This is a genomic window from Stutzerimonas chloritidismutans, from assembly GCF_051486945.1.
In the GTDB taxonomy this organism is placed as follows: Bacteria; Pseudomonadota; Gammaproteobacteria; order Pseudomonadales; family Pseudomonadaceae; genus Stutzerimonas; species Stutzerimonas chloritidismutans_B.
Genome location: NZ_JAHVDX010000002.1, coordinates 662,460 through 675,098 on the forward strand (window position 1 = coordinate 662,460; position 12,639 = coordinate 675,098).

Here is a 12,639-nt window from a genome sequence, read left to right on the forward strand (position 1 = left end):
GTCAACCTGCCGAGCACGGCGGTGAGGCGCAAGGCATCCAGACATTCAGGCTCGGAGCAAGCAGTTCGCACCGAAGGTGTTTTCCGTTCAAGGGAAAGCAAATCGATGGCGCGCGGCACCTGAAGGCCCGACCAAGACGCATCCGGTAGCCCTTCGATGGGGCGCTGTAATGGACAAGAAGAACTTACCCTTCTCAAACGATTCAGGAGATACGACATGATTCCGGTCATTCTTTCAGGCGGTAGCGGCTCACGGCTCTGGCCCCTTTCGCGCAAGGCGTTCCCCAAGCAATTCCTCGCGCTTACCGCCGAGCAGACCCTTTTCCAGCAAACCATCGAACGCCTTGCCTTCGAGGGCATGCAGCCGCCGCTGCTGGTCTGCAACAAGGAACACCGGTTCATCGTCAAGGAGCAACTGGCCGCTCGCAAACTCGAGACCCAAGGCCTCATGCTCGAGCCCTTTGGCCGCAACACCGCGCCGGCCATCGCTATGGCGGCCATGAAACTACTTGCCGATGGGCGCGACGAATTACTGCTGGTGCTGCCGGCAGATCATGTCATCGAAGATCACAAAGCCTTCCAGCGTTCGCTGGCATTGGCGACCAATGCCGCCGAGAACGGCGGCATGGTGCTGTTCGGCATACCTGCGACCAGCCCGGAAACCGGCTATGGCTACATCAAGTGCGACACGGCGGAACGCAACGGGCTACCGGAAGGCGTCAGCCGCGTCGCCCAGTTCGTGGAGAAGCCCGACGAGGTGCGCGCCCAGGAGTACGTCGATTCAGGCAATTACTTCTGGAACAGCGGCATGTTCCTGTTCCGTGCCAGCGTCTTCCTCGATGAACTGAAGAAGCACGACCCGGACATCTACGATACCTGCTGGGTTGCGCTGGAGCGCAGCGCCAAGAATGGCCAGGAAGTACTGATCGATCCGGCCACCTTCGCCTGCTGCCCAGACAACTCCATTGACTACGCCGTGATGGAGAAAACCGACCTGGCCTGCGTCGTCCCGATGTCTGCAGGCTGGAGCGATGTGGGTTCCTGGTCCTCGCTCTGGGATGTGCTGGAGAAAGACGAAAACGGCAACGTGACCCGCGGCGACGTCATCGTCGAAGACAGCCGCAACTGCCTGGTCCATGGCAATGGCAAGCTCGTCACCGTGGTCGGCCTGGACAATATCGTCGTCGTCGAGACCAAGGACGCGACCATGATCGCGCATAAAGATAAGGTTCAGGACGTCAAGAAGCTGGTGAACAAGCTCGACGCCATGAAGCGCTCCGAAACTCAAAACCACTGCGCCGTCTATCGCCCGTGGGGCTGGTACGACTCGGTCGACATGGGCGGTCGCTTCCAGGTCAAGCGCATCTGCGTCAATCCAGGCGCACAGCTGTCCTTGCAGATGCACCACCACCGTGCGGAACACTGGATCGTGGTCTCGGGTACCGCGCAGGTCACTTGTAACGACAAAACGTTCCTACTGACCGAGAACCAATCGACTTACATTCCAATCACGTCCATCCACCGCCTGGCTAATCCCGGCAAGATTCCGCTGGAAATCATCGAAGTGCAGTCCGGCAGCTACCTCGGCGAGGATGACATCGAGCGACTCGACGACGTTTACGGACGCGCTCCGGAATCAGAAAAGCAATCCGCTCGCTAATCACTTTACCGCTCGAAAAAACGCGCCGCACCGGCGCGTTTTTTATGCGCCATGCTTAAATCCAGGCGAGCAAAGTCATCGCCCCGCCTAAACCTGGCATGCCAGGCAAGCACGTTTGTAAAACGACTGCCGAAGCGGTCTCACCACTTGCGATAGGGATTCTGCGCATTACCAACTTGAAATAAAGTCGCCCATCCCTTAAATAACGAGGCGACTGTTGTCGGCAAACGCCGCCTATCCAATTGATGGTTACAAAGGAAATATCGTTACGTGACGAAAGACGAACTTCGCGCAGAACTCGAACGTCAGGCCACTCGCTTCCAGGCGATTTACGGTGGCGAAATTACCACCTATGCCGCACAACCCGAGCCGGAGCGCAAACGCTGGCGCAAAAAACCCACCGTACAGGACCAGGTGTTCCAGCAAGAGTTGGAAAAGATGGAAAAAGAGTTGGCGGCGCCAATCGCGGATGCCGAAAAGCCTTAATGCAATGGCCCGGCATACATCTTGTGCCGGACAGACATATCTAATCAGATCAGCGCCGCTTTCCGAGCAATGAGCCCATTAGCCCTCTGACCAGTTGCCGCCCGAATTGGTTGGCTGCCTGCTGGACGGCACTCTTGAGCACCCGCCCGGCCAGGTCACCTAGCGCATCGCCAGCCTTGCTGCTTGCGGTCTGCGTTTTCGTACTTGTCGCCTCGCCTTCACGTGCCGCCTGGGCTGCGCGCTCCGTAAGGATTTCATACGCCGACTCGCGGTCGACGGCCTTTTCATAACGTGCTCGCAACGGCGAAGCCAAGATGATGGCCTTGCGCTCCTGATCACTGAGCGGCCCTACGCGCGATTGCGGCGGAGCAATCGCCACACGCTCGACCATCGCCGGCGTCCCGTTGCTCTCCAGACCACCGAGCAGCGCCTCGCCAATCCCCAGGTCGACCAGTACATCGAGTGAAGAAAATGCCGGGTTTGCCCGAAACCCATCCGCCACAGCACGCAGCGCCTTCTGCTCGCGCACGGTGTAGGCACGCAGGCCATGCTGGACGCGCAAACCGAGCTGCGCCAATACCTCATCAGGCAAATCGGACGGTGACTGGGTGACGAAGTACACACCAACCCCTTTGGAACGGATCAGCCTTACGACCTGAATGAGCCGCTCCTGAAGCGCTTTCGGCGTGTCATTGAACAGCAGATGCGCCTCGTCGAAGAACAGCGCCAACAGCGGCCGATCCGCGTCCCCTCGCTCCGGCAGCTGCTCGAACAACTCGGCTAGCAGCCATAGCAGGAAAGTGGCGTAGACCTTGGGCGAATCGTGGACAAGGCGGGTGGCGTCGAGCAGATGGATGCGCCCTCGCCCGTCAGCATCGGGGCGCAGGATGTCGCCCAGCTCCAGTGCCGGCTCGCCGAAGAGCGCTTCGGCGCCCTGCTGCTCGAGCGTTGCAAGGCGCCGGAGCAGTGCCTGCACCGAGCCGGCATTGAGTAGAGCGGCATCATCGCCGAGCCATTCGGGGTGTGACCGCAAATGGTTGAGCAACGCCTTCAAATCTTTCAGATCGAGCAACAGCAACGCTTCGCGATCGGCCACCTTGAACGCGGCATACAACGCGGCCTGCTGGCTATCGGTCAGTTCGAGCAGGTTGCCCAACAACAGCGGCCCCATCTCGGTCAGCGTAGTGCGCAGCGGATGGCCGGCAGCGCCCTCGATGTCCCAGAGCGTAACGGGATAAGCCTGGGGGCGATGGTTCAGCCACGGCATGCTGGCGATGCGCTCGGCGATCTTGCCCTGCGGCACACCGGCCGCGGCCAGCCCGCACAGGTCTCCCTTGATGTCGGCAGCGAAGACTGCGACGCCGGCGTCACTGAACGCTTCGGCCAGGCGCTGCAGGGTGACGGTCTTGCCCGTGCCTGTTGCGCCGGCAATCAATCCATGGCGATTGGCGAGGCGGAGCGGGTGGCCGACGGCATCGCCCCTCATATCCGCCCCAAGTACCAGCGTGTCTTTACCTTCCATCGGTTACCTCCGAGCGAACTGCGGAATGCGTTTCGCCAACCCCGCAAGGCGACTCAGGCCGCCCCTCGTGTGCATTAGCATCGCCAGCCGGGCGGCCACCATGCATGCGCTGCCAGAGCTGGCGAGCGTCAGGAAAGGTGGTGCCGGTAGCCCCGTCCATAGCATTCGGATCGTAGCGCTGCGTGCAGCCGCTGCCGATGATCGGCGGCGCGACGGCCGAGGCCTTGTCCAGTGGATCGCTCATCTCCGGCTCCGGTCGTTATCAGTTGAACACCATGGTTTTGTTGCTGTGCACCAGCACGCGCTCTTCAAGGTGATAGCGCAAACCCCGCGACAGCACCATTTTTTCCACGTCCTTGCCCAGACGCACCATGTCTTCGATGCTGTCGCGGTGGCTGACACGCACTACGTCCTGCTCGATGATCGGGCCGGCGTCCAGCTCCTCGGTGACGTAGTGGCAGGTCGCGCCGATCAGCTTGACGCCTCGCAACGACGCTTGGTGATAAGGCTTCGCCCCGACGAAGGACGGCAGAAAACTGTGGTGGATGTTGATCACCCGCTGCGCGAACTCGCCGCAAAGCTCGGCGGGGAGGATTTGCATGTAACGGGCAAGCACGATGACGTCGGCCCGTTGTTCACGAACCAGGCGCGTGACTTCCGCGAACGCCTCCTGCTTGCGCCCCGGCTCGACCGGCACGTGGAAATAGGGGATGCCATGCCACTCGACCATGCTTCGCAGGTCGTCATGGTTGGAAATGACGCAAGGGATGTCACAGTCCAGCTCGCCGCTATGCCAACGATGGAGCAGGTCCGCCAGGCAATGCGACTCGCGGCTGGCCATTAACACGACACGCTTGCGCTGCTCGGAATCGGTAATGCGCCATTCCATGGAAAACTCACGGGCGATGGGTGAGAACGCCTGGCGAAAACCGTCGAGATCAAATGGCAGCGAATCCGCGCGAATTTCATGGCGCATGAAAAACCAACCGCTTTGGTGGTCGGAGTGGTGGTTGGCTTCGGTGATCCAGCCGTTATAGGTCGCCAAAAAGTTACTGACCTTGGCCACAATGCCAACGCCATCGGGGCAGGCGATAACCAGCCTGAAAGTGCGCATTAACGGAAACTCCGACCTGTAAAAAAGAGGCCGCATTCTAACGCAGCGCGGAAAAGCGCCACCATATTATTCAGCCACTCCATGGATCGGCCGCACCCAAGGGCATCGCGCTCCAATCGCTCGACCACAAGAACAATGGGGGAATCGAGGCGGTGCGAAACGCTCGCTGCGAACTTCAGGCCCGGCGATTCCTCTCAAAATCGAAAATATTAAACAGCCGGAACTGGGATTGGCACAGCGTGCAAACTTTCGAAAACGTCCACGCCGGGTTTTAAACCAGAAACAAATTCTCCAGGCAAACTATATTTACTTGTACCGGATGCCTGTCTATCATTGCCAACACTTGCGTTCCAACCTATTCCAAGGAAGTGACATGTCGCTGATCAATGAATACCGCGCCACTGAAGAAGCCATCAAGGAACTTCAGGAACGCCTGAAATCGCTCTCCGCAGACGAAAAACTTAAAAAAGAACTCGAGTTCGAGGGCAAGCTGCGTGAACTGATGGGCGAGTACCAGAAGTCTCTTCGCGACATCATTGCGCTGCTGGATCCAGATGCCCGCAACAACAAGCCCTCCCGCGCGGCCAAAGCGCCGGCAGCGGCCAAGCGCGCTCGCCGCGTCAAGCAATACAAGAATCCGCACAATGGCGAAGTGATTGAAACCAAAGGCGGCAATCACAAGACGCTTAAAGAATGGAAAGCCCAGTGGGGCTCCGATGAGGTCGAAAGCTGGGCAACGCTGCTCGGTTAACGAACCCAGCCTCACCCAAAAGCCATCCGATGCAAGTCGGATGGCTTTTTTATTTCAAGCATCGTTCAACGGCAAACCGAATCGCTGCCGCAACTGTTGGGCATGTACGGCCCATTGTTCCAGCACTTTCGCTTGATCGCTCGTTACCGCCCCAAGCGCCTCTCTCAGGTTCCGCTCGAATTGCGCCAGCGTATTGGGCGCCCCGAACTCCGGTAGGGTCAACCGGTGGCGACAGAAGTCCGCCCAGCGACGAGCTTCTTCGCTGGAAAGGCTGTTCGGAAAGTTGCGAGCCCGGTAGCGAAAGTGCAGTTCCGGCAAACGCGGATCGTCGAACGGCAACGAGGACGAACAATGCTCGGCCAACGTTCTAACCTGCTCGCACAGGCCCTTGTCTCGATCACCGATAAATCCGTCATAAAGTTGTTGCTCCGGATCATCCAGTCCATCGAACGGGTCATCCCGATAAATGTCGGCGAGTTTTGGCAGCCAGTCGACCTGCCGACGGCGGAGTTCTTCGGCCCGCTCTTCACAACATGACAATTCGATACCGAGCCGTTCGATATCCGATGGCCGCAATACGCTCATGGGCGCGATAACCGGACAGCGATTGACGTGCAGCAGCTTCAATGGCACAGGGTGCTCGGAACCCAGGTCAGCACGTCGCGTATAAAGCCGCTCACGCAGCGCGTCTCCGCTTTCTTCCCATAATGGGCCGCACTCCGAATTCAGATCGCAGACGATCAAGGCGTTGCGATTGCGTGGATGCCAGGCCATAGGAAGCACGACCGACAGATAATGCCGGGCGGCGGAAAAACGCCCCGAGACGTGGACCATCGGCTCGAGCAGCCGCACCTGGTCTACCACGGCTGTCTTGCGACGCAGGCGGTAAAGGTATTCGTAGAGGCGCGGTTGGCGGTCACGAATCAATCGGGCCAGACCGATAGTGGCGCGCACATCGGACAGCGCGTCGTGTGCTTGAAGATGTTCGAGCCCGTTAGCCTCGCTCAGCCGCTCCAGTTTCAGCGTGACCCGGCCCTCCTCTTCAGGCCAATGCAAACCTTCTGGGCGCAGCGCATACGCGGTGCGCACTAGGTCGATCAGGTCCCAACGGCTATTGCCGCCCTGCCATTCGCGAGCATAAGGATCGTGAAAGTTGCGATACAGGCTGTAGCGCAGCACCTCGTCATCGAAGCGCAGCGTGTTGTAGCCCGCGCCGCAGGTTCCAGGGCGGGCCAGTTGGGCATGCAGGCGCTCGATGAACTCCGCTTCCGCCAGCCCCTTCTCTTCCAGGATTTTCGGCGTAATGCCGGTGACCTGGCAGGCCGCGGGGTGAGGCAGTATGTCGTCACTGAGCCGACAGTACAGATTCAGCGGCTCACCGACTTCCTCGAGCGCCTCGTTGGTGCGTATCCCGGCGACCTGCAGCGGGCGATCGCAACGCGGTGAAATGCCGGTGGTTTCGAAGTCGTACCAAAAAATGCTCGGCGTCACGAAAGACTCCTTGTCGAACGGGGGCCCAGTCTAGCGCGCCCGACTCCTGACAGGGGTTCCAGCGCCGCCACCTGCTTGTGAATCCATCCGGGACGGGCGCGCTTCACAAGTTTCGCCCTCATCTACCCCCGCAGGCCCGCGATTGCATCTGGAACGTTGCTCAACCCCTCATGCACCGCATAGCATCTGCGCCACACCGCTCGCGAGTACCTTTAGTGCAGGTCGCCACCGACTCCCAGCCACTGCTGGACAACCGCTTCCGGGTCGAAACCCCGGAGGGCGTCGACCTGCTGCTTCGGCCCGCGGGGCTGGTCCCGCGCGCACTTGCGTTCGCCGTGGATCTGGTGATCCGTGCGGTGATCGTGCTGATCATGGGATTAGGGCTCGGGGCGCTTGGCAAGTTCGGCCTGGGCGTCGGCGCCCTGCTGCTGTTTCTCGTGCAGTGGTGGTACATGGTCCTGTTCGAAGTGCTCTACCAGGGTCGAACGCCGGGCAAGCGCTGGCTTGGGCTGCGGGTAATACATGATGACGGTACCCCGGTCGGCTGGGCATCGTCCCTGACACGCAACTTGCTGCGCTTTGTCGATCTGCTGCCTTTCGGCTATTTCCTCGGCGCGCTGTCGTGCCTGTGGCACCCCGCCTTCAAGCGCCTGGGCGACCTGGCGGCCGGCACCTTGGTTGTCTATAGCGAACGCCCACTTGAACGCCCGCAGCTACCAGAAGCAACGAGCTGCACTGCCCCGTTCCCGCTGAGCCAGGCGGAGCAGCAGGCCTTGGTCGGCTTCGCCGAACGGCAGGGCAGCCTGTCCGCTGAGCGACGCCAGGAGCTGGCTGGCCTGATTGCCGAACCGCTCGCTGTACGGCCTGACCAGGCCGAGGCCCGGATCAACGGCATTGCGCGCGGCCTGATGGGGCAGCCATGAAACAGAGCCTGTTCGAACAGCAGCATCAGCGCGAATGGCAGGCGTTCGATGACAGCCTGCGCGCGCTGGAACACGGCAAAGCCCGGCAGGCCAACGGCCTCGCCGGTTTTCCTGCCGCCTATCGACGCATCTGCCAGCACTTGGCGCTGGCCCAGGCACGCGGTTACAGCCCGCATGCCATGGAATACCTGCAGCAGCTGGCGCAACGTGGGCATCAGCAGCTTTACCGACATCGCAGCCCGCTGGCTGGTCGGCTGCTGGGCTTTGTGTTGGGCGGCTTCGGCAGGCTGGTACGTAGCGAGTGGCGATATGTTCTGACGGCCAGCCTGGCGTTCTATCTCTGCCTGTTCGGGATGGGCACGCTGGTGCTGGCCTTCCCTGACCTCGTCTACAGCCTGATCAGCCCCGACCAAGTCCGTGAAATGGAGGCAATGTACGACCCGGACGCCAGTCGCCTCGGTCGTTTCGGCGAGCGCAGTTCCGGCGATGACTGGGTAATGTTCGGCTATTACGTGATGAACAACATCGGCATCGCGTTCCAGACCTTTGCTGGCGGCCTGCTGTTCGGCCTGGGCAGCCTGTTCTACCTTATTTTCAACGGCCTGGTGATCGGCGCGGTCGCCGGCCATCTCACCGGAATCGGCTATCACCAACCGTTCTGGTCATTCGTCATCGGCCATGGCGCCTTCGAGTTGACCGCTATCACGCTCGCCGGCGCAGCGGGCCTGAGATTAGGCGCCGCGCTGATCGCACCGGGCCGCCTGCGTCGCGCCGAAGCGCTGCGGCAAGCGGCGAACCGGGCCGTCCGGATGATCGCCGGTGCGACGCTCTTCCTCCTAATCGCGGCCTTCATCGAGGCCTATTGGTCGTCGATGACCTTCGCCAGCCCTGCCGTCAAATACGCTGTTGGAGCGCTGCTCTGGCTAGCGGTTGGTTTCTATCTGATCTTGAGCGGCAGGACGCGACATGCGCCTGAGTGATATCAACCTGGCAGTCCGCCCACGCAGCGCCTGGGAGGCGCTCGACCTCGGCGTCCTCATGGCGCGTCGCCAGCTAGGGTTACTGGTACTCAGTTGGGCGCTACTCACCCTGCCGGTGTTCGCCCTCTTAAGCCTCGTACTCTGGCAACATCCGTCGCTCTCGCTGCTGCTGTTCTGGTGGCTCAAGCCGCTGTTCGAGCGCCTACCGCTATTCATCCTGTCCAGCTCGTTGTTCGGCGACACACCGACCTTGCGCCAATGTGCCAAGGCATTGCCGGGCCTGCTGCGGCCGCAATGGTTTTCCAGCCTCATCTGGCGGCGCTTCAGCCTGACGCGCAGCTTCGACCTGCCGGTGATCCAGCTCGAAGGCCTGTCCGGTACCGTGCGTGCGCGACGGCTGGCCGTGCTCGGGCAGCGTAACAGCGGCACCGCAAGCGGGTTGACGCTCGTCGGCATGCATCTGGAAGGCGCGCTGTGGCTGGGCCTGCTGGCGCTGCTCTACCTGTTGATTCCGGCACAGGTGCTGGCCGACTGGAACTGGCAGGACCTGATCGGCCTGAGCGACGAATGGCTGTGGGCCGAGCATCTGTCCAACCTGCTCTATGCGCTGGTGCTCATCGTCTGGGAACCGATCTACATCGCCTGCGGCTTTAGCCTTTACCTCAACCGACGCACCGTGCTCGAGGCCTGGGACATCGAGTTGAGCTTCCGACGTCTGCGCGAGCGCCTGCAGCCAATCGCTGCACTGCTGGTGATCGGTTTCAGCCTGGCGCTGCTGATTCCCGCCGAACCGGCCCACGCTGATGCCGCGCCGGCCCCACGTACCGCCGTGCAGCAGTCGTTGCCCGAAGCCAGCCCCGAGGACGACCGCTTGCTCAAGCAACCGCTGACAAGCCAGGCGGCACGTCAGCAGATCACAGCATTGCTGGACCAACCACCCTTTCGTAACCGCGAAACGGTGACCCGCTGGCGTTTCGGCGAAGACGACACGGAGCAGGCGCCCGACTGGCTGCAACGGCTGATTGAGTCTCTGCTACGGACCGATGGTCCAGGCGCTGGCTTCGACAGCCTCGCATTGGTCATCGAGGCCTTGCTGTGGTGCGCACTGTTCGCGCTGATTGCTTTCGTGCTCTGGCGTTACCGTAGCTGGATCGCCCTGCACGTCCGGCGCCTGCCGCGCCCTGCCAAGCCGCATCGAATGCATCCGCCGCAGTTATTCGGCCTAGACCTCGCGCCCGAGCGCCTGCCCGACGACGTCCCTGATGCCGTGGAACGGCTCTGGAACGAACATCCGCGCGAAGCGCTAGGGCTGCTCTATCGCGCACTGCTCAGCCGCCTGTTGCATCACCATCGAATCCCGCTACTGGCGGCGCACACGGAGGGTGAGGTGTTGACGCTGACGCGCCATGAACCGCCGGCACTTCAGCATTACGTCGAAACCGTGACCGGGCATTGGCTCGGCATTGCCTACGGCCACCGCCTGCCCCCAGACGAAACCGCCGCTCAGCTTTGCCAGCGCTGGCGAGAGTTGTTTCAGGGAGCCACGCCATGAGCCGGCGCACGGTACTGGTCATAATTGCGGCGGCCCTGCTGATCGGCGCAGGACTGGCCTATCTGGTGAGCAAAGCCACCCCGTATGAGGAAGTGGTCGAGCACGGGCCTGCACCCGAAGCGGCGGCCGACCCCTATCTGGCAGCCCGCCTGTTCCTCGAGAGTCAGGGCCGTCCCGTCGCGCGCTCCGTTGGCCTCGATGGTTTGACCGAGCAGCCGCCGGCCGGCCAAGTGCTGCTCCTGCTTGGCGACCGCAGCAAGATGACACCCGCACAGACCAGGCGCCTGCTTGCATGGGTCGAGCAAGGCGGGCATCTGATCTTCGTCGCCGAGCAGCTCTGGGAGGAAACGACCGAACGCAGCGGCGACCTCCTGCTCGATGCGCTGGAACTGCAGCAGCACGAGGCGTCGACCGAGCCTGCCGAGGGCGGCACCGCCACCGAAGAACACCCACAACAGCCACGGCTGACTCGCCTGTTTCTGGAAAACGAGGACGCACCCGCCTTCCTCGCCTTCGATACTCGCTTCCACCTGTACGATGCCGGTCATCGTGCCCACGCCTGGGCCAACAGCGATGATGCGACGCACATGCTGCAGTTGGCTCATGGCCAGGGGCTGGTCACCGCGCTCACCGACGCCTGGCTCTGGCAAAACGCGAACATCGGCCGCTACGACCACGCCTGGCTGCTCTGGTATCTGACCCAGAACCGCGACGTCCAGCTCGCCTACGACACGCAGCACGACGGCCTCGTTCAGCAGTTGCTCCGCCATTTTCCCGAGGTGCTGGCGGCATTACTGCTGTTGATCCTGTTGGGTGCCTGGCATGTCGGCCAGCGTCACGGCCCGTTGATCGAAACGCACGAACGCAGCCGGCGGCGCCTTCACGAACATCTGCGTGCCGGCGCAGATTTCCTTTACCGTCGCGCCGGCCAGCGCCACCTGCTCGACACGCTGCAAAGCGACATCCGCCGACTGATCCGCGCGGGCCATCCTAACTTCGAGCATCTGCCGCACGACGAACAGTGCCGCCGTCTGGCGTCGCTCACCCAACTGCCCGACCACCTTATCGAGCAGGCCCTGACCCGCCCCGCCAAAGCAGTCAGCGCCGCTGAATTCACCCGTCAGGTCGCGTACCTGCAACGCATCAGGAACTCCCTATGAGCGAAGCCACAGGCGAACCACAAGCCTCCCTCAATCCGAGCAGTCAGCGAGAGCGTGCCAGCCAACTGGTACAAGCGCTGCGCCAGGAACTCCACAAGGCCGTTATTGGACAGCACGAGGTCGTCGACGGCGTCCTGACCGCACTCGTCGCAGCCGGCCACGTGCTTGTCGAAGGCGTGCCGGGGCTGGGCAAGACCCTGCTGGTTCGGGCGCTGGCGCGCTGCTTCGGGGGCGATTTCGCGCGCATACAGTTCACGCCGGATCTGATGCCCAGCGACATCACCGGGCATGCGGTCTACGACTTGGCGACCGAGCAGTTCAAGCTGCGTAAAGGGCCGGTATTCACCAACCTGTTGCTGGCCGATGAAATCAACCGCGCCCCTGCAAAAACCCAGGCCGCGCTGCTCGAAGTGATGCAGGAGCGTCAGGTGACGCTCGAAGGGCGCGCGCTGGCGGCACCGCAACCTTTTCTCGTCATGGCGACGCAGAACCCGATCGAGCAGGAAGGCACCTACCCCCTACCGGAGGCTGAGCTGGACCGCTTCATGCTGATGCTGCGCATGGACTACCCGCACGCCGACGAAGAACAGCAACTGGTCCGCCAGGCGACTCGCTCGGCGCGCGCCGACATCATCGAAGTCAGCGGCTTGCGGGTCATGCTCCAGGCAAAAGACGTACAGGCGCTCCAGAAGATCGCCAGTGACCTGCCAATCGATGATCAAGTACTCGACTACGCCGTGCGCCTCGCCAGGGCTACGCGCGACTGGCCAGGCCTGTCGCTTGGCGCTGGACCACGCGCTTCCATTGCTCTGGTCCGCTGCGGACGAGCACGTGCGCTGCTGCGCGGCGGTGACTTCGTCATCCCCGATGACATCAAGGGGTGCGCCCTGGCCGTGCTGAGGCATCGCGTCAGGCTATCGCCAGAACTGGAGATCGAGGGCACCTCGGTGGATCAGGTCCTGCTGCAGTTGCTTGACCAGATCGCGGCGCCCCGCCTGTGA

Annotated in this window: 12 protein-coding genes; 8 read left to right on the forward strand and 4 right to left on the reverse strand. The window is 61.9% G+C overall.

Translation table 11 applies throughout. The features are described from left to right. Positions 1–216 precede the first annotated feature (216 nt). Together KXR72_RS10195 and KXR72_RS10200 are read left to right on the forward strand one after the other, a co-directional pair. On the forward strand, positions 217–1,659 hold the full coding sequence (locus tag KXR72_RS10195; RefSeq protein ID WP_437420992.1) for a mannose-1-phosphate guanylyltransferase/mannose-6-phosphate isomerase: 1,443 nt from the start codon (positions 217–219) through the stop codon (positions 1,657–1,659). 270 nt (positions 1,660–1,929) lie between these two features. Continuing rightward, positions 1,930–2,145, forward strand: a complete 216-nt coding sequence (locus KXR72_RS10200; RefSeq protein WP_437420993.1) for a hypothetical protein — start codon at positions 1,930–1,932, stop codon at positions 2,143–2,145. 49 nt (positions 2,146–2,194) lie between these two features. Here the strand turns inward: KXR72_RS10200 and KXR72_RS10205 are convergent, their stop codons facing one another. The 3 genes from KXR72_RS10205 to purU are packed head-to-tail and all read right to left on the reverse strand — an operon-like array spanning position 2,195 to position 4,781. Then, positions 2,195–3,667, reverse strand: coding sequence for a helicase HerA-like domain-containing protein (locus tag KXR72_RS10205; RefSeq protein ID WP_437420994.1), 1,473 nt, complete (start codon positions 3,665–3,667; stop codon positions 2,195–2,197). Continuing rightward, on the reverse strand, positions 3,657–3,911 hold the full coding sequence (locus tag KXR72_RS10210) for a hypothetical protein (protein WP_437420995.1): 255 nt from the start codon (positions 3,909–3,911) through the stop codon (positions 3,657–3,659). Before KXR72_RS10210 ends, KXR72_RS10205 begins: the two co-directional genes overlap by 11 nt. Before the next feature lie 18 nt (positions 3,912–3,929). Further along, on the reverse strand, positions 3,930–4,781 hold the full coding sequence (gene purU, locus KXR72_RS10215; protein WP_437420996.1) for a formyltetrahydrofolate deformylase: 852 nt from the start codon (positions 4,779–4,781) through the stop codon (positions 3,930–3,932). Positions 4,782–5,154: 373 nt separating this feature from the next. On the opposite strand from purU, the gene mvaT reads away from it, so the two are divergent. Further along, entirely contained in the window at positions 5,155–5,532 is a 378-nt protein-coding gene (gene mvaT, locus KXR72_RS10220; protein WP_437420997.1) for a histone-like nucleoid-structuring protein MvaT, read from the forward strand. Positions 5,533–5,586: 54 nt separating this feature from the next. On the opposite strand, the gene sbcB is transcribed toward mvaT, so the two are convergent. Beyond that, positions 5,587–7,023 (reverse strand): exodeoxyribonuclease I, encoded by a 1,437-nt coding sequence (gene sbcB / locus KXR72_RS10225; RefSeq protein ID WP_437420998.1) that lies wholly within the window; start codon positions 7,021–7,023, stop codon positions 5,587–5,589. 170 nt (positions 7,024–7,193) lie between these two features. Here sbcB and KXR72_RS10230 point away from each other — a divergent pair, with 170 nt between their 5' ends. The 5 genes from KXR72_RS10230 to KXR72_RS10250 are packed head-to-tail and all read left to right on the forward strand — an operon-like array spanning position 7,194 to position 12,639. Next, on the forward strand, positions 7,194–7,946 hold the full coding sequence (locus tag KXR72_RS10230) for an RDD family protein (protein ID WP_437420999.1): 753 nt from the start codon (positions 7,194–7,196) through the stop codon (positions 7,944–7,946). Continuing rightward, a complete protein-coding gene (locus KXR72_RS10235) occupies positions 7,943–8,926 on the forward strand; it encodes a stage II sporulation protein M (protein ID WP_437421000.1) in 984 nt (327 codons plus the stop codon). The genes KXR72_RS10230 and KXR72_RS10235 overlap by 4 nt, the downstream gene beginning before the upstream one ends. Beyond that, positions 8,913–10,478 carry a DUF4129 domain-containing protein gene (locus KXR72_RS10240; protein ID WP_437421001.1) on the forward strand — a complete coding sequence of 522 codons (1,566 nt, stop codon included), beginning with the start codon at positions 8,913–8,915 and terminating at the stop codon, positions 10,476–10,478. The genes KXR72_RS10235 and KXR72_RS10240 overlap by 14 nt, the downstream gene beginning before the upstream one ends. Beyond that, positions 10,475–11,638, forward strand: a complete 1,164-nt coding sequence (locus tag KXR72_RS10245) for a DUF4350 domain-containing protein (protein ID WP_437421002.1) — start codon at positions 10,475–10,477, stop codon at positions 11,636–11,638. The genes KXR72_RS10240 and KXR72_RS10245 overlap by 4 nt, the downstream gene beginning before the upstream one ends. Beyond that, positions 11,635–12,639, forward strand: a complete 1,005-nt coding sequence (locus KXR72_RS10250) for an AAA family ATPase (RefSeq protein WP_437421003.1) — start codon at positions 11,635–11,637, stop codon at positions 12,637–12,639. Before KXR72_RS10245 ends, KXR72_RS10250 begins: the two co-directional genes overlap by 4 nt.